Genomic DNA, 19,206 nt, shown 5'->3' with positions numbered 1-19,206 from the left:
CTAAGCTATCCCCTAAAGTTGGGGTATCGACCAAGATGGCAGTCAAAATTACAAAGCTAGGATGTGTTGGATGGATGGTAAGAATTTTCAAGAAAAATTTCGGAGTGACCCTGCTGGCACTACCAGGATTCCTGTTAATTTTACTATTTAATTATGTGCCGCTTTACGGATTACTGCTTCCTTTTAAAAATTATAAGTACAATTTGGGGATTTGGAATAGCCCGTGGGTTGGGTTGGACAATTTCGGGTTCTTATTTCATGGCAATGTGCTGTACAGGGTTCTACGCAATACGCTCCTGTATAACACAGTTTTCATTATTTTGGGGACGTTCCTCTCCATCGTGATTGCCCTACTGCTATTTGAGTTGAGTCGAAAATTTGTGAAGGTGTATCAAACAATCCTGTTCATTCCTTACTTTATTTCCTGGGTAGTTGCTGGATTTGCCTTTCGGGCTCTGTTTGATATGGATCATGGTGTGATCAACTCCCTCTTGATTGCTATGGGTAAAGCGCCGATCCTCTGGTACAGCGAACCTCAGTATTGGCCGTACATTTTGGTAGCTGCAGCAGTTTGGAAGGGACTTGGGTATGGTTCGGTCATCTATTATGCGGCTCTGATGGGCATTGATGCTGAGTATTATGATGCTGCAAAAATAGATGGAGCGAGTAAATTAAGGCAAGCGTTCTCGATCTCCATTCCAATGATCAAACCGATGATTACCATGTTGGTTATCCTACAAATCGGAAGTATTTGTTACAGTGATTTCGGTTTATTCTACAATGTGACGTTGAATTCATCCTTGATTTATCAGACGACAGACGTCATTGATACTTTCGTGTATCGCTCTCTGATTGATATGGGGGATATCGGGATGGCATCGGCAGCAGGCTTCTTTCAATCGATCGTTGGGTTTTGCCTAGTTCTGTTAACCAATACGATCGTAAGGCGAATTAATCCTGAAAATTCACTTTTCTAAGGAGCATCGACTATGAATTCTTACAAAGCAATTCGGGTACGACCTACACTAACCATAGGAAAATTAGTGATTCATATCTCATTTATCTTGTTGTGTGCGGTGTGCGTGTTTCCCTTTCTAGTCATTATTGGCACATCATTTCAAACGGAAAATGACATTATCAAATTTGGCTACTCGATGATCCCCAAAAACTTTACGTTAGATGCGTATAAGGTGATTCTGCGTGAGCCAACTGTTCTACTGAACTCTTATCTGGTTACAATCGGTACGACGATCATCGGTTCTTTGATTGGGATGTGGGTAACCACGACCTATGCCTATGCGATTTCGCGCAAAGATTATTCCTATCGTACGTTCCTTGCCTTTTTCATCTTCTTCACGATGCTCTTTCATGGAGGGATGGTTCCTTCTTATATCCTGATGGTGAAATGGTTGGGACTCCGCAACAACATCCTGGCACTCATTTTGCCCTATCTGATTAGTGGCTGGTTCGTGCTGTTGATGAAAGGTTTCTTGCAGACGATTCCGGATGCCATTATTGAATCAGCTAAAATGGATGGGGCAGGCGAGCTGCGAATATTTACCCAAATTGTTCTGCAAATATCCAAACCGGCACTGGCAACATTAGGACTGTTCTTCGCACTCCAATACTGGAATGATTGGTGGCTGACCTTGCTTTACATGGATCAGAGCAATTTAATGAAGCTGCAATATTTACTTATTCGTGTCCTAAAAAATATGGAGTATTTGAATTCGGCTGAGGCCATTCAATATGGACTTGTGAAACCAGGTATGCAAGTACCTTCATTAACTGCTCGCATGGCGATGTGTATTTTGGCTGCAGGACCGATGTTGCTTGTTTTCCCACTGTTCCAGAAGTATTTTGTTCAGGGGTTAACGGTAGGTTCTGTCAAAGGTTAATAGTTTCAGGTGCAGGAGAAACGCGCTGCGTCTGTAAATTATATAAAGACAAGATAAGGGAGGCAATCCACGTGAAAGGTCAAAAAACAAAAGCTTCAAAATGGTTTGGACCAGGAACATCCGTCTTGCTTGCAACAACGATTGTGATTAGCGGCTGCTCCACAACTGAAAAAGCAAGTGAAAGCGCAAGCCCAGCTGCTAGTACGGCAGCAAGTACGACAAGTACGAGTCCGACGAAAGATTATGTGGAAATTAGCTGGTTCATGCCCAAACCGATCGACAATATGAAAGATCAGGAAGCGGTTGAAGCGGCAGCGAACAAACTCATTAAGGAAAAATTGAATGCTAATGTAAAATTTAACTTAATTGATAATGCGGGATGGGAAGATAAGATCAAGCTGAAGTCCGCTGCCGGCGAGCCCTATGATCTCGTGTTTACGTCCAATTCGTCCAATAACTTGAATGCGAATGTGCAAAAGGGTGCCTTTATGCCCCTCGATGACTTATTGCAGAAGTATGGTCAAAATATTTTGAAGAAAGTAGATCCTCGCGCTTGGAAAGCTGTTACTTACAAAGGGAAGATCATGGCGATACCTGCACAGACCCCTTATAGTCCGGCATCTGCTTATGTATTTAAGAAAGATTTAGTAGAGAAATATAAATTTGATTATAAGAACGTCAAGAGTCTCAGTGACTTAGAGCCATTCCTGAAAACGATTAAAGAAAATGAGCCAAACATGATTCCAGTTATTGCAACCGCTAATGGCGCGACTTCTGGCGTAGGATTACCTGACTATACAACCGTTGTAGGTGGGATATCTTTTAGCGAGAAGGATGGTAAATTCGTCAAGACCCTTGATATTCCGCAGAATTATGAAAATTATCGCGTTATGAATGATTTTTATAAGAAAGGCTACATTGCCAAGGATGCAGCGATCAAAACGGATTATCTAGCTGAAGCGAAATCCGGGAAATATGCCGTACTGCGCGATTCAGGCGGTTATACCGAGGATGGGTCGAAATCGACGAGCACGTATGGATTCCCAACTGTTGAAACGTTCAGCTCCCAGCCGACCATTTCAACGGCTTCCATGACGGCTGCTGCGACAGCGATTAGTGCTACTTCGAAGAATCCAGAAAGAGCGATGATGTTGCTCGATTATATTTGGAGTGACAAGTACTTATTGAATACACTTGCTTATGGCGTTGAAGGGAAGAATTACACGGTTAAATCGGGTAGTGTGAAAGATCCTAACCCAACGATCGAAGCCAAAAGTGGTGCTGAACAAACATGGGCGATTTGGCACAACTGGCTTGGGCCGCTTTGGGATCAATGGGATTCCAACTGGAATTCAACGAAAGCTTTGGAAGCGATGAGAAAAACGAACGACAACGGTAAGGCATCAGGTCTGCTTGGATTTGTCTTTAACAACGAGCCGGTTAAAACAGAGATTGCGCAAATCAATGCTGTGAATAAAGAAGCCAATCCGATCTTTACGACGGGATCCATGCCGGATTATCCGAAGTATGTTGAGGACACGAAGAAGAAGTTGGTTGATGCAGGTATTGATAAAATAATGGTTGAGATCCAAAAGCAATATGATGCTTGGAAGGCAGGCAAATAACTAACTAACGACATGTTCTTGTGACAACAATGACCGCTGCTGAACTTACGCAGGGTCATTGTTGCCAAGAAACCAATGAATCCAATCGGAAAGGGCGTTTAATGATGATTAAGAGGCTCTTAGGCATGGTCGTTATGTCCTTGTTTGTATGCGCTTTCATTACTGCGTTTCTGTCAACGACCGTTAAAGCGGAGGTGACCAAATCTGAAGGGGCGTATGTAATCGATGAGGATTTTTCATTCTTATCCGCCTTGACGCCAGGGAATAGTCAGCCATCTGGGTGGGATGTTCGCGCTGCCGGAGGGGCGCTGGTCTCCCTGTACAATACGAATTTCAAAATCAGCGACACGAGCACGGTGCTGCCTGTTTCTATGAACAAGAAATTCGTTTCGCAAAGCACAGGTAGTTTGACGATGGAATTTCGAATTAAGCCATTATCGATTATTGACGGCTTGAAGTGGCAGCTGCTCAGCAATGACGTCGCAGGCGTTAGCTTAATTACGCAAAACAATACATTTAGTCTGGAGACGGGCACCAGCACCGTTCTTCCCCTGCAAACCTATGAGGCAAACAAGGAATATGGCATCAAGCTCGTTATCAACCTGAATACGCATACGACAGACGTTTATATCAATGGCGTGATGAAAGCGAACGGTGCGCCATTCAAAAATGCCGTTGGGAATCTGAATCAGTTTCAAGTGCAAACGGGCGCTGCTTCCATGGGAGAATTCTTCTTTGGACCTTTGAAAATGTATAAAGGGTATGTCGTCAATGAGAGACTGATTTCGGTTGTTGACAGTGGCGCGATTCCACAGGATTGGACGGCGGTAACGTCAGGCGGCGCCATCACCGTAGGCAGCATGCTGAGTTCCCCGCAGCCGGATATCAACAGCATGAAGCTGAATGCGGCTAGTAGCACCGGCAGCATGAGTCTATCGAAAACGATATCGCCGATATCGGATAATTTCACCTACGACTTCAAGGTTCTTTATAAGCAGAAGGCGGATGGATTGGAAGCCGAGTTAAGAAGCGGCACAACGAGCGTCATCAAATTAACGACAGCGGGAGATAAATTGACATATGTCAACGGCAGCGGGCAAACTATCTCATTGGATTATTTAGCGAATCTATGGACGCATATTCAGATCAAAGTGAATTGGGTGACGGCTCTAGCGGATATTTATATCAATGATAAGCTTCAAGAGGAAGGTATAGCGATCGCTTCAGGCGTGACAGCCATTGACAGTATCAAATTCACGACCCCCGCCTCGTATCGGGGAGAAATGTGGCTCGACGATATTCTCTTGTATAAAACGGTGCCCCTCCCGGCTGACTATGTACCGGCTCCTGTTGTGGTCAGTAAGGACGCGGGCGCTCCGAAAGTAGGCGTTCAAAGCTGCCCGATGTGGCGGGAAGGCCATCATCTGGGGTGGGATATGATTCAGCCTTACCCGGATCGGACGCCTCTGCTTGGATTCTACGACGAAGGCAACCCGGAGACGGCGGATTGGGAGTCGAAATGGCTGGCAGAGCACGGCATCGATTTCCAGATGTCCTGCTGGTTCAGGCCACTTGGCGGAGACACCAATCGGATGCCGATTAAAGATTCTTATTTATCCCATGCTTTGGATAACGGTTATTTTAATGGCGCATATAGCGATCAAACCCAATTCGCCATTATGTTTGAAAATCTCAATTCCAAGGTCAAGGATGCTGCAGATTTCCGAACGAATCTGATTCCGTACTGGATTGAATATTATTTTAAAGATCCGCGTTATTTGAAGATCGACGGTAAACCTGTGTTCACGATCTACAATTACGATGAGTTGTTCAATGCTTTTAAAGACAGCAATGGCAACGATCATGTGAAGGAGGAACTGGATAACTTTCGGCTCCAAGTGCACAACGCAGGGTTGGGGGATATGATCCTGCTGAACGTATATAACGGGACGGACTCCTCGCAGTTGGCTAAACGCAAAGCGGCTGGCTTTGATGGCTTGTATGCGTATTCCTGGGGCTCGTTTGGCGGCCATCCGGAATTTCAGAAACTGAAAATGACGCAGGAAAGGGATACAGGCGCTATCGATATTATCCCCGGTTTGAGCATGGGCAGAGATGATACAGCATGGGGCCTGAACTTTGGTTATTACGCAACGCCAGCGGAATTCGAGTCTTTGGCTCAGTGGACAAAGGATAGCTTTATGCCATCGCTTCCTGTGGGTAGTCTTGGCAAGCAGTTGGTGATGCTGGATAACTGGAATGAGTTTGGCGAAGGTCACTTTATTATGCCTGCGGGGCTGAACGGTTTCGGGTATGTGGATGCCATTCGCAATGTGTTTGGAAGCAGTGCTTCGCATACGGACAGTGTGCCAACGCAGACTCAGAAAGAACGAATCAATACCCTGTATCCCGCAGGGAGAGTGGTACCTAATTTGAACCAACCGCAGCCAGTGATGGTGAATGTCTACGGGAATATGTGGGAGTTCAATACGCCGGGCGACGCGGAGGGCTGGACTGTTGAGAAGCAGATTGTGGGCGTGACCGTACAGGACGGCACCTTTTCGGGGGTAACGAATAATACCGATCCCGGCATACGTTCTGCTGATCACCTTGGAATCAAGGCAGAGGATATTCCTTATATCGTGATTCGAATGAAGAACAGTGCGAATGATATCGACGGCCGCTTCTTCTTTACGACAGAGGCAGATGGCACTTGGAATGAGGCTAAAGCTGTCGGCTATTTTGTAAATCCGTTAGACAGTAATTATACGGAATATGTGATTGAGGCGTGGAGAAACAAAAACTGGACGGGGACGATCCGGCAAATGCGGATCGATCCGATTTCCGCTGTAGGACCGATAAGCATCGATTACATTCGAACGATTTATTCGCCGCAGCCCGGTATTAGGACTTACGTCGACGGCGTTTACAAACCGTTCAGCCAACCGGCTCTTATGCAAGATGGCGTTGTCATGATGCCTATGAAAGAGACATACCTGCAAATCGGGGCGAAGCCGGAATGGGATCCTGCGACGAATACCCTGTTGGCAGTGAAAGATAATGTTGTCTATAAAGTGAAGGTTGGCGATAGCATCGCTTACAAAGGAAGTCAGGCGATTACGTTAGAGCATGCGCCTGTCAAGCTGGCGAACGGAACGGTGATGGTGCCGCTTAGCTATCTTCACCAAGCCTTTGGCGCGATAGCGAAATGGGATGCGGCTGCACAAAAAGTGGATGTGTATCCAACGGCAATCACATGGGATTTTACGACGAGCAGCGGCTGGACGGCCAACAGTCAGATCGCGAATCCCGTCGTTGCGAACGGCGTCTTCAGCGGAACTTCAACCGGGATATCGGGAAGTGCCCAGCCAATGATCCTTTCACCGAACAATTTGGAATTTGCAGATGACGATATCAGGCGGATTCGCGTCCGAATGAACAACATGACAAGCGGCACCGAGGCGAAGATTTACTTTACCACAACCGCAGACAGCACTTGGAATGAGGCGAAAATGCTCTCGTCGTATCTCCTCCCTAATGATGCCGTCTATCGGGAATATGTATTCGATACGTCCAGCTTTGCTGCGTGGACGGGGACGATTAAACAGCTTCAAGTTGTGCCAACGACGGCCTCCGGAGCCTTCAGTCTGGATTCCGTTCAATTGGAAATTACGCCGACGGTTGCTGTCAAAGGGGATAATCTGATTGATGATCCTGGGTTTGAAGGAAGTCTATCCTCTCAATTCGGAATGTCGGATGCGACGTTTGCCAAAGATACGAGTCAGTTTCATAGCGGTCATCAGTCAGTAAAAATTACGAAAACGACGCGTTACGGAGGCATTAAATTTCCCGTAAATGTGGAAAAAGGGAAAGCCTATACGTACTCCGCATGGGCGAAGTTGGCGACGGGTGCAACAACGAACGAACCGCTGAGGCTCGGTCTCCAGTATAATCTGGACGGGGGACCACCCAAGCAATTCATTATGTTTACAAGCCCTGGCTTGAAGGCGGGAGATTGGACGCAGGTCGAAGGTACTTACACCATTCAGGAATCAGGCGTCGTATCGAACGTTCTGATGTTCCTCTATACGGAGTACAGTAATCCGAATAGCCCGGGCAGTATTTATTATGTCGATGACGTTTCGGTGAAACCGATGACGGATTCGGGAAGTTCGGCTTGGATTCATCCTACAGATGTGAGCTTGAATGCAACGGCAATCACGGTAGGTCTAGGTAAAACCAAGCCATTCGTTCCGCAATTTACACCAGCCAATGTAAGTAACAAAGAAGTAATCTGGCGTTCGAGCAATCCAAGTGTAGCAACTGTGGACGTGAACGGCATCGTGTATGGCGCGAGCCTAGGCACCGCAACGGTAACGGCAACGACAGTAGATGGCGGAAAAGTCGCATCAGTGCTCGTCACCGTAAATAATACGATTGCGGTTACGGGAGTGTCGCTAACACCGACTTCACTCAGCTTGCCTCTCGGCACTCAGCAAACGCTTGTCCCGACGGTAACACCGGCCAATGCAACCAATAAGCTCATCAAATGGGAATCTGTAAATCCAATTGTGGCGGTCGTCGCTGCCGATGGAACGGTGACAGGAGTAGGCACGGGTACCACACAAATCAAAGCGACCTCGGATGATTCGGGTATTGTGGCTGTCGCCTCGGTTACGGTAACAGCACCGACGAATACGGTAAAAGGCACGAACCTGATTGTGGATCCGGGCATGGAAGGCAGTACATTAGCCGCTCCTAATTATGCTTATCAGGCCGCAGCTTCAATAATTACGACGGAGAAACATTCGGGTCAGAAGTCCTTGCTGTTGACGAAGGCAGATAAATACGGAGGCGTTAAATTTCCTGTCGCACTTGTAAAAGGCAAACCTTATTACTATTCTACCTGGGCGAAACTAGCCTCTGCTCCTGCCGCAACCGAGACGATCAGGATCGGTTTGCAATATAAGGTAGACGGTAATCCTGTGGTTAAACAGTATATTATGTTCGTCAGTCCATCCCTAAATGCGACAGAATGGAAACAAGTTCAAGGGAGTCTGATTATCAATGAAACGGGTGTTGTAACCGAAACGACCATGTTTTTATACACCGAAACTCAGGGTAACGGCACTCCGTTCTATGTGGATGACGTAGAGATCAGACCATTGACCGTCGATGATGTGCCTCCCGTTACGGTTAGTGACGCACTGTCCGGCTGGCAGACGACGGCTCAGGTTGTTCACTTAACGGCGAGCGACGCAGGAAGTGGCGTCGCTGGCACGTTCTATGGCTTGGATCAAGGCGCTTTCGTGGCTGGGAATACGATCTCTATCGCAACTGAAGGTGCGCACACGCTCGATTTTTACAGCAAGGATTTGGCTGGCAATCAGGAAGCGACCCAAACCGTCACTGTCCGAATCGACAGTACGGTTCCAACAACAACATCTGTCGTTGCCCCATCATCGCCAGATGGACCTAACGGTACTTACATCAATCCCGTTACGGTCACGTTAAATGCTTCTGATAACTTGTCTAGCGTTGGGCAGGTCGTCTATAGCGTGAATAACGGAGTGACATGGACGCCTTACACAGATGCGCTTACCTTTGACAAGCAGGGGGCGTATACGCTCCAGTATCGTGCGACCGACGTAGCGGGCAACAGCGAGACAGCCAAGAACATAAGCTTCAATCTCGCCGCTACAGCGGTGAAGGTTCAGCTCACAGACAGCACCGGCAATCCGTTAATCGGCGGAAATGTCAAATATTGGGACGGCGCTTGGAAAGAGTTTGGCGTAACAGATGCTTCCGGCTCTATCCGTAAGTCGTTAGGGGAGAAGAGCTATCTCTTCTCCATGACGTATGAAGGGAAAACGAAGCAGCTTTCGCAAAATATTAGTACGAATGCTACTGTTGGTTTTCAGACGGAGTTGGTTCAAGTACAGCTGCAAGACAGCCAAGGCAATCCACTGGATGGCGCCGTTGTCGACTACTATTCAGGAGGCAGCTGGAAGTCTATGGGCACTACGGTTGGTGGGGAAAGTAGTCGGGAATTACTTGCCGATTCGTATACTTTCGCTTTGACATATGCAGGCAAACGCCTAGAGTCGGTCCAAAGTACTGTCACGAACACTATTGTCAGCTTCCATACGATGAAAGCTACCCTGCAGGTAAAAGACAGTTCTGGTAATCCGCTGAGCGGTGGAACTGCAAAGTTCTACTCGGGAGGAAGCTGGCAGAACCTCGGACCTGCAACATCAGGAGAGGTTAGCAAAGAATTACTGCCCGCCAGTTATACCTTTAGCATGACGTATGGCGGCACGACGAAGGAAAACACCCGTGATATTGGTGTTGATCCGGTTGTTATATTTCAATATTGAAAAAAGGTAACTAGACAAGAAACCATCAAAAAAGGAGCTTTTCAACGTGACCAAGATAAAAGTAGGTATTATCGGTTTAGGAGAAGTTGCGCAATTGGTTCATTTGCCGATTCTGGAGTCGCTGTCTGAGCTTTATGAGATCGAGGCCATTTGTGATATTTCCCCCCAATTGTTAGCCAAGATTGGGGAGAAATATCGCGTGAAACAGCGTTATTTGAACATGACTGATATGTTTGAACAGTCTGATCTTGATGCTGTCTTTGTACTGAATAATATGGAATATCACACGGAATGTACACTTGCAGCATTGAATAAGAACATTCACGTATTTGTAGAAAAGCCCATGTGCGTTACGCAAGGTGAAGCGAACGCCATTATTCAAGCGCGCGACGCCTCACGCGCACATGTCATGGTGGGCTATATGCGGAGGTTTGCTCCGGCCTATCTTCAGGCGCTCGAAGAGGTGAAGACATTAGGACCGATCATTTATGCTCGTGTACGGGATATCATTGGTCCTAATTCATTTTTCACGCGTCAATCCAGCCCGATCTATCGTTTTAATGATATCCCTGCCCAAGCTGTACAGGACCGCAAGGAGCGGAATGCCAGATTAATGAGGGAAGCAATTGGCGATTTGCCAGATGAGATGTATGGTGCTTATGGCTTATTACTGGGTCTAAACAGTCATGATATTTCGGCCATGCGAGAGTTAATTGGGATGCCGCTTAGGGTAAGGGCAGCTTCTGCCTGGCTGGGGGGACGATTCAAGAATGCCATCTTTGAATATGAAGGTTTTAACGTGACCTTTGAGACAGGTATGGATCAACAAGGCAGATTTGATGCGCATATCGAGGTATTTGGCGAAAATAAGTCGATTCTAGTCCAATACGATACCCCGTATATTCGCCAGCTGCCAACGACACTGCATGTTAGTGAGACGATTGGAGACAGCTTTGAAAAATCAACGGTACGACCGACGTACAAAGATGCTTATGTGATTGAACTGGAATATTTTCATGAAGTTGTCACGAAGGGGATATCCCCTAAAACGACACCTGAGGATTACTTACAGGATTTAATTATCTTTGGAATGATCATGGATGCCATTCAGCAGTAATTAGGAATAGACCGAATTCCACCCCAATTTAGGTGGTTTCGGTCTTTTATTTAACCATTTTTAGAAGAATCGACGTAATTCAAAGTATACATTAAGGAGCGTATTAGCTACTTTTAAATAAAATATACTCAAAATTAAAGTGGAGATGAATACAACATGGAGACGATACAGGTTCGAAATCATTTATCACATGTAAGCAAGAAGCTGCAAACAGGTCAGTTGACGTTGGGGTTCATTGGTGGATCTATTACAGAAGATGGCAGCGCGTTGTTGAATTGGCCAGAGCCAGTCGCACGTTGGTTTGTCGAATCGTTTCCCCATGCACGCATTACGGTTGAGAATTCAGCGATTGGTGCGACGGGGAGCGATTTGGCTGTATTTCGTGCAGAGCGAGATTTGATTAACCGCCAATGTGATTTGATTTTTATTGAATTTGCAGTCAATGACTACCTGACCCCTTCCGAACAGCGGATGCGTGCCAGAGAGGGATTGATTCGTAAACTGCTGGCAGACGGACGTAGTGAACTTGTGATTATCTATACCTATAGCCAGAAAATGTACGAGGAGATGTCACAGGGTAAGGTTCCTGATAGTATCGCTGAATTCGAAGAGTTAGCCGTGCATTACGGTATCAGCTCAGTTTGGGTGGGACAGCACGCCTTGCAGGAAGTGAAGAAAGGCCTTATGACTTGGGAGGAATGGCTACCAGATGGGCTGCATCCTAGGCACAGAGGCAGTCTGAGTTATGGACAATGTGTCATCTCCTTTTTGGAAAAAGAGTTAATAACGGATTCAGATCTGGATAGCGTAGTGACCTCTAGATCACTAGCAACGCCGTTAAATGCGCATCATTGGGGGAATGTGAGTACGCTCTCCTTCGAAGAAGTCCAATTGGAAGGTCCTTGGATGATTAGACGAGCAGCGGCTCACATGCCTAGGGTTGATCAGATTCTGACGACAGCAGCAATCGGAGCGAAGCTCTCCTTTTCATTTACAGGCACGGGAGTGGCGTTAGCTTTCGATTTTGGCAAAAGGTCCGCTGAATTCACGTATCAGCTCGACGGGGGGCCTGCGATCACGACTTGTCGGGATCGGCCTAGCTGGTGCAATGACGGAGGATGGTTCCGCATCTACTGGCTTGCGGATGATCTGGAGGAAGGGCTGCATCATGTTGAGCTGGAGGTTGTTCACGGCAATCGAGAGGAATGCACCGGGACGAATTTTCATTTGGGACTTATCGGAATCGTAAAGAAAGAGGTACAAGAGGATGAAACTACTTTTAAATGAAGACTGGCAGCTAACGTGGGAACCACTCTATCGTCAGGCTGCCGATTATATTCAAGTTAAAAATAAGCAACAGAATTGGCTCATGTCCGATTTGCCTTGTGATGTGCATATGCCGCTCATCGCACTAGGGATCATTGCGGAGCCGCTAATAGCAGATCAGTGTTTTGCGAGTGAATGGATGGAGGATCGCTCTTGGTGGTTTAAGAAATCTTTTATGCTGACGGATGAACAGCTGCTGACCGACCAAATCATTCTTCGATTTGAATCTTTGGATGTAGAAGCCGACATCTGGTTGAATGATTGTCATCTGGGCCATCATCGCAGCGCTTTTTATCCATTTGCTTGTGATGTGAAAGGTAAGGTGAAGCAAGGAGTTAATCAACTTTTTGTGCGTGTTACCACTGGTTTGGAGCACTATTCGGAGAATGATCTTGCTCTCATTCGCGAGGCCAAAGTGGTGTATGAGAATGAACAAATCGGTCACAGAGGCGATCATCGCCGTGGCATGCTGAGAAAACCACAATATGTCTTTGGTTGGGATTGGGGACCCAGGGTTGCGACATGCGGGATCATGGGTGAGGTAAGTATTGAATTCGGCCATGGTTTTCAAATTCGAGACATTGGAGTCACAACAACAAGCTTGGACACTGCGAGTAGAGCTGCACATGTGCAGTTTCAACTGGAGCTAGAGAATCTTCATCCTTTTCAAACCTTAGAAACGGAGCTGAGGCTGGAACTTCTTTTCCAGGGGACCTCTTTACTGATCATTCAGAAAGATTGTTGTCTTCGTTCTGGGCTAAATTATGTCAAAATTCCGATGGTAGTGCCTGAAGCCAAGCTATGGTGGCCAAATGGAATGGGCGAGCAGCCACTATACACGATCCAGGCAACGCTGCAGACGACTACGCATCTTGTGACATATCCGACTTTTTCAGTGGGTATTCGCACGCTGAATCTAAATATGAATAAAATCCCGGAGAGTCAGGATGAACGTTCATTTACTTTTGAAATCAACGGTGTTGCACTCTTCAGTAAAGGGGGAAATTGGATACCGGCTGATTCCATCTATGCGCGGGTTACGGATGCCACATATGAGGCATTGCTGAGTGAAGCGAAGGAAGCCAACTTCAACATGCTACGTGTGTGGGGAGGGGGTATCTATGAAAAAGATATTTTCTATAACAAATGTGATGAGTACGGCATTCTGATTTGGCATGATTTCATGTTTACCTGTGCGAAATATCCAGATCACTTGACATGGTTTCGGGACGAAGTAGAGCGGGAGATGGATTACCAGACGAGGAGGCTCCGCAATCATTGTGCGCTAGCGCTATGGTGCGGCAACAATGAGAATCATTGGGGCTTTGAGGAATGGTGGAATGAGACAGAAGCTGCTGCTTTCTATGGGGGAGCAGCCTGTTACAATGACATCGCGCCACGCATTGTCCAGCAGAATTGCCCGTCAATTCCCTATTGGAACAGTTCGCCTTACGGTGGTGAGCACCCGAATGGAACACAAGCTGGGGATACGCATCATTGGAATGATTGCATGATGCATGCTGACATGGAGAAGCGTGTTACACCCGAGGAATATGACAAGGTGAAGGCTAAGTTTGTCTCGGAATACGGATACATCGGCCCCTGCCGGAATGGATCCACGGAAATCTACCATCATGGTCAGCAAATGGAGCTTGATAGCAAGCTTTGGCAGCTTCATACGAACATATTCGAAAAAGAGACAGTACTCGCCGGCATTCACAAGCATTATGTGGGTACCGCACATTTGGGCATCGACGATTACTTGCTATACGCAGGCTTATGTCAGGGTGTCATGCTAGGGTATTCACTTGAGGCGATACGCTCTAAGTTGTTTTGTTCTGGCGCATTATTCTGGATGTATAATGACTGCTGGGGAGAGGTTGGCTGGTCGATTATTGATTATTACCTAACGCGTAAAATCTCCTATTATTTTGTGAAAAGGGCATTAGCGCCGGTAAAACTCATTTTACGCGAACAAGATGGGGTGATTCAGCTCACAGCGATTAATGAAACTAGCTCGGTTATTCGTGAAACACTCTCGTATGGTTATGTCTACTATGATGGGGATGGGAATGAAGCAAGTGTGGTGGATGTTGAACTTTCTCCATTTTCAAGGGAGGTAGTCTTACAATGGACCAAGCCTTCTTATACCCTGAGCGAGGCCTGTATTTTCGTTAAAACGGTAAGTGAATTTAGCGAGATACAGCCTGCTGTCCTACACAGTGAAGTGTTTCGTAATCGTCGTTTACCTGAACCACACGTACAAGTATCCAACATCCAAGCCATCGAAGCCGGGCTAATTCGTTGCACGGTTTCAAGCGGAGTATTTGCGCATGCGGTTCATTTTGGTCTGGACGAGAAGATTCAGTTAAGTGACGAATATTTCGACTTACTTCCAGGCGAGAAACGGGACATTACCATACGGCATGGGGAAGTTCTTCTCACGCCTGATCAGGTCGTACCTCGATCGATCATACTAAATCATAGCGAAGGCGGCCTATAATATGAAACAGAAATTTGCTGTACAGCTGTATACCTTGCGAAACGAATGTGAACAAGATTTTCCTGGCGTACTAAGAAAATTGAAGGAAATGGGCTGGGCCGGGGTTGAATTGGCGGGTCTACACAGTTATTCGGCAGAGGAGATTGCTGAAGTGCTGCAAGAAACTGGCTTGCAAACGGCTGGTATGCATGTATCGTTCCAGCGTGTAACCACGGAGCTGGAGAGTGTACTTACAGAAGCTAGAATATTGCATACATCTACCTTAATCTGTCCTTCTGTGCCGCATGAACTACGGAACGAGGATGGATACCAGCAATTTCGCAGCCAGTTAAATGAGATTGCGAAGGACATCCAGCCGGATGGTTTTACACTCAGCTTCCACAACCATGCATTTGAGTTTGAAACAAGTGTCAATGGAATGAATGCGTTGAGGTATATACTTGAGCCTTCTGCGGAAAATGCTGTATTGGCGGAAGTTGATGTATATTGGGTGCAAAAAGCCGGTCAAGATCCGGCTTCATTTATTCGTTCGTACAGCTATCGGATGCCAACGATGCACTTGAAAGATATGAGCGACGATGAGAGTCGGACGTATGCGGAAATTGGCACGGGAGTGATCGATTTCGACCCTATTTTGCTATGGGGAGAGGGGAATGGCGTTGCCTGGTACGTAGTGGAGCAGGATGTATGCCCAGGCAATCCAATGGACTGCGTCAAGCTTAGCTTAACGAACTTGCACCGAATAGCGGATAGACTTGGAGTGAACACATAGTCCCATGAAGAAAGAGATGCCTCATGGCAGTGGCTTGTGTGGGACGAAGCGTTGCTGCCGTTTGTGAATGTTGCAGTTATTGACGGGAGTGTCTGTATATTGAAATTTATGAAAAACCTTTAGAACCAGAAATAACATCGAAGGAAGAAGTACAAGTTTATTTACCTTTTGAATAAAGCGATTAGAGTAATTCTAAAAAGGTTTGTCTTTCATTCACGGGAATAATGCTACTGAAATTCAGCAAATAGGTGGTCTCCTAGGAGATCGCCTATTTGCTATTAATATGATAATTGAAATGCAATTACCTATATGCTGTCGAAGGATTAACGCCAAAAATGTCGAATGAAATAGGCATAAACGAATAAAATGGAGAACTCATGAAATCGATACTTAATAATGACATTTCAGCATTCACCCTTTTTACGATGCCTGCTAATCGTTCGCAGCAGCGGTTTGCTCTTTTCATAGGAGCTATAATTGCACTCATTACGCTGTTATCTGTCCCTTTCGCACAAATTGAATTGCCCAGACTTAACACGACTTTACCAACTTTGCTTGGGGCGATGTTCTGCTTCGAGATTTTTACAGTCTTCATATTCTATAATCAGTTTCGGATTGGCCGATCACCTCAGATTCTAGTCTTATGTGCGGGCTACTTCTATTCCGCTCTTATGACATTAGCCTATATGTTAACTTTCCCCGGCTATTTTCCTCCGAACATCTACCGCCCCGGGACTCAGACTGCGGAATATTTATATGCACTCTGGCATGCCGGGTTTCCTGTTGCTATCCTTGTATTTTCGGCGATGTCAAAGTGGTATGCACATGTAAAATTGAGTAGAATGCAGTCGCTGTTGGCGACGATATTTGCTACCCTAGGCGTCATTGGTATTGTTGTACTCTTCGTTTATGGAGTGACAGTCTATGAACGGCAATTGCCCCTTCTCATGTCTTTCGGTTATGTGACAAAGTTATTCAATTATGCGATCGCTCTTCCGATTTTGTTACTTAGTTTAGCTGCGCTTATATGTTATTATCGGCTAACCCGCGGGAATACCGTCACTTCGATTTGGCTTTGTGTCGCAATACTTGCGACCATGTTAGACGTGGGCATCACATTGTGCGGAGGGAATCGCTTCAGTTTGGGATGGTACATTTCCAAGTTTGACTCGTTTATTTTTGCAAATATTGTTCTTGCAGCATGTGTGACAGCCGTGGGTTAATTGTATTTGCCAATGGCAGATTCGAGGAGTTGTTCGGAAAGGCGCTGCTCGAGGGTGAGTCACTCGCTTCCTACTGTGAGGGAATGAAGCTGCTCAATGGCGGATCGCTTGATGGCTTGATTCGTAAGTATTTTGAACATCAGCAATCTGCATTTAGGGAGATGATTTCGGTCTATGGGACGCAGGATGAGATCCGACACTATGAATGCTATGTGAATCAAATTGCCAGCGAGGACGAGGTCGCTTTATATGGACATTTGTTTGTTTTTGGTAATCGGACAGAAGCTGTTCGCAAGGCACATTATGATGAGTTAACTGGCTTGCCGAACCGTCGTTATGTGCAGGAATGGTTGGAACGCCTCGCTTCACATCATGTGTCCAATGACTTTAGTCCTTACGGGTTGCTCTTCTTAGACCTAGACGGGTTCAAACAGGTGAATGATACGTATGGGCACGAAATCGGAGATAGGCTGCTCAAAGAGGTTGCACTAGTTCTTAATCGTTGTATGAACGAGCAGAGTACAGGAGCCCGTTGGGCAGGCGATGAATTCGTGATTATGGTTGAACAAGTAGGGGAGTTTGAACAATTGGGTGAAATTGCCGAAAATGTCATGGCTGCTATTCAGCAAATCAAGGAGATAGATGGCTTGCTTATCCATATTTCTGGCAGCATCGGAATTGCGCTCGCTCCTTCGAATGGAGTGTCTGATGCCAAAACGTTGCTTCAACACGCTGATGAAGCGATGTACAAGGCCAAATCGAGTGGTAAGAACTGTTACTGTTTCTATGGGTTTATGGAGAGTATGTAAAATATACCTGATAAAGCGAGGATGTGCGTCAACATGAATGTGAATAGTAGATTTTAGTATTGTAAAAGGGGCGATTACTATATTTGCTGCTTTCGCTATCATCCAAGTGGTGTATTACTATATAGCACGTTGGCGTTATCTGAATCATTTGCATCTAAAACTAACATGACACACTATATAGCGATGTCTGATATATGTAACCAATGTAAAAGCGACTTGTTCCGTTTTTTTGTAAATGACATCTATGAATACAGAAGATGTCATTTTGACATTAAAATACAATACAGCACACAGGGACCACCCCACTCACGAATATCGATTTTAGTCTAATTTTTGTTTGTGCTAAAATAGTGTTGAATCAAGTTTTACAACTCGAGAACTAAAGGAGCGAAAAATATGCAATCCGTAGCAGGGAAAGTAGCATTAATTACCGGAGCGGGACGCGGTATCGGGCGTGCAACAGCAATTGCGTTTGCTCAAGAGGGCATTCACGTCGGTCTTGTGGGACGTTCGCTTGAAAATTTGCAGAAGGTAGCGGAAGAGCTCAAGCCGTACGGCGTGAAGGTAGTCATTTCAACAGCCGACGTGGCGGATCTTGCTTCCATTACTGCGGCGGTTGAGTCCATTCGCGGTGAATTGGGTGCAATTGACATTCTCGTCAACAATGCCGGTATTAGCAAATTCGGCGGCTTTATGGAGTTAACACCCGAAGAATGGACGAATATTATCGACGTCAATGTTAAAGGCGTATATTACACCACTCGCGCGGTACTGCCGGAAATGATGGAGCGCAATGCTGGCGATATTGTTAATATTGCGTCAACGGCTGGACAAAGAGGGGCTCCGCTCACGAGCGCTTATACGGCATCGAAAGCCGCTGTTATCGGGTTAAGCGAGTCCTTAATGCTTGAGGTTCGAAAGAAAAACATTCGTGTAAGCACATTGACTCCGAGCACGGTCGCAACCGATATGGCATTGGAGCTCAAGCTGACGGACGGTAACCCTGAGAAGGTCATGCAGCCGGAAGACTTGGCGGACTTGATCGTTGCGCAGTTGAAGCTGCATCCTCGCGTCGTATTGAAACATGCCGGACTTTGGTCGACGAACCCCTAACCATTCGCTTCACGTACCACCAGGCTAGTGGTTGCCTTCTATGGTAGAGAGGTTCTGTTTCAATTCGGTCACAGTTCTACTAACGCCACTGCAACACGAATCATTGATGTTGATTCTTTGTACTATTCAGCTAAATAATGAATTCTAATCCATACAATTAGTTGTCAGAAGTACTTCAAAACTTATTTGTAATATGTATGACTAGTTTGGTGAGTAAAAAAGTAACTAATAAAGTCATTAAGCATCGCGTTCACTCACTATGGGGTGAACGCTTTTTTTATAGCTAGAACGATATAAAGAATTTCATATCAGTAGTAAAAAATGACTAAGTTTTGTTATGCCAAGCGATAAGTTTTCACCCTACTTGCCTTTTCGACACGATGTTATATTGAGTCTGATTAGGTACGGAAAGGAGGAGCGCGAGCGATTCCAGGGTGGTGAGA

Annotated in this window: 11 protein-coding genes; all 11 read left to right on the top strand. The window is 46.0% G+C overall.

Translation table 11 applies throughout. The annotated features are described in order from the left end of the window. Nucleotides 1-74 precede the first annotated feature (74 nt). The 11 genes from J2736_RS07820 (at nucleotide 75) to J2736_RS07770 (ending at nucleotide 18,763) form a co-directional block, all read left to right on the top strand. Nucleotides 75-977 (top strand): ABC transporter permease, encoded by a 903-nt coding sequence (locus tag J2736_RS07820; RefSeq protein WP_310225032.1) that lies wholly within the window; start codon nucleotides 75-77, stop codon nucleotides 975-977. A 12-nt stretch (nucleotides 978-989) separates the two neighbouring features. Next, nucleotides 990-1,898, top strand: a complete 909-nt coding sequence (locus J2736_RS07815) for a carbohydrate ABC transporter permease (protein WP_310225030.1) — start codon at nucleotides 990-992, stop codon at nucleotides 1,896-1,898. Nucleotides 1,899-1,969: 71 nt separating this feature from the next. Continuing rightward, complete coding sequence (locus J2736_RS07810) at nucleotides 1,970-3,523, top strand: DUF3502 domain-containing protein (protein WP_310225028.1); 1,554 nt, start codon at nucleotides 1,970-1,972, stop codon at nucleotides 3,521-3,523. A gap of 29 nt (nucleotides 3,524-3,552) precedes the next feature. Then, nucleotides 3,553-9,900 (top strand): OmpL47-type beta-barrel domain-containing protein, encoded by a 6,348-nt coding sequence (locus J2736_RS07805; RefSeq protein ID WP_310225267.1) that lies wholly within the window; start codon nucleotides 3,553-3,555, stop codon nucleotides 9,898-9,900. 46 nt (nucleotides 9,901-9,946) lie between these two features. Further along, nucleotides 9,947-11,017 (top strand): Gfo/Idh/MocA family protein, encoded by a 1,071-nt coding sequence (locus J2736_RS07800; protein WP_310225026.1) that lies wholly within the window; start codon nucleotides 9,947-9,949, stop codon nucleotides 11,015-11,017. Nucleotides 11,018-11,173: 156 nt separating this feature from the next. After that, nucleotides 11,174-12,304 carry a hypothetical protein gene (locus J2736_RS07795; protein ID WP_310225024.1) on the top strand — a complete coding sequence of 377 codons (1,131 nt, stop codon included), beginning with the start codon at nucleotides 11,174-11,176 and terminating at the stop codon, nucleotides 12,302-12,304. Further along, nucleotides 12,285-14,846 carry a glycoside hydrolase family 2 protein gene (locus J2736_RS07790; RefSeq protein WP_310225021.1) on the top strand — a complete coding sequence of 854 codons (2,562 nt, stop codon included), beginning with the start codon at nucleotides 12,285-12,287 and terminating at the stop codon, nucleotides 14,844-14,846. The genes J2736_RS07795 and J2736_RS07790 overlap by 20 nt, the downstream gene beginning before the upstream one ends. A 1-nt stretch (nucleotide 14,847) precedes the next feature. Next, nucleotides 14,848-15,618: a sugar phosphate isomerase/epimerase family protein gene (locus J2736_RS07785; protein ID WP_310225019.1), complete on the top strand. Its 771-nt coding sequence runs from the start codon at nucleotides 14,848-14,850 to the stop codon at nucleotides 15,616-15,618. A 377-nt stretch (nucleotides 15,619-15,995) separates the two neighbouring features. Beyond that, the gene (locus J2736_RS07780) at nucleotides 15,996-16,841 is read left to right on the top strand and encodes an MASE4 domain-containing protein (protein WP_310225018.1); all 846 of its coding nucleotides are present in this window, start codon (nucleotides 15,996-15,998) and stop codon (nucleotides 16,839-16,841) included. After that, nucleotides 16,820-17,650, top strand: coding sequence for a GGDEF domain-containing protein (locus J2736_RS07775; RefSeq protein WP_310225016.1), 831 nt, complete (start codon nucleotides 16,820-16,822; stop codon nucleotides 17,648-17,650). The genes J2736_RS07780 and J2736_RS07775 overlap by 22 nt, the downstream gene beginning before the upstream one ends. A gap of 396 nt (nucleotides 17,651-18,046) precedes the next feature. Further along, nucleotides 18,047-18,763 carry a 3-ketoacyl-ACP reductase gene (locus J2736_RS07770; protein ID WP_028557774.1) on the top strand — a complete coding sequence of 239 codons (717 nt, stop codon included), beginning with the start codon at nucleotides 18,047-18,049 and terminating at the stop codon, nucleotides 18,761-18,763. Nucleotides 18,764-19,206: the final 443 nt, after the last annotated feature.

Source organism: Paenibacillus qinlingensis (assembly GCF_031455095.1).
Classification (GTDB): domain Bacteria; phylum Bacillota; class Bacilli; order Paenibacillales; family NBRC-103111; genus Paenibacillus_E; species Paenibacillus_E qinlingensis_A.
Note: the sequence above shows the minus strand (reverse complement) of the source record. Positions and strands in the feature narration are given on the sequence as shown.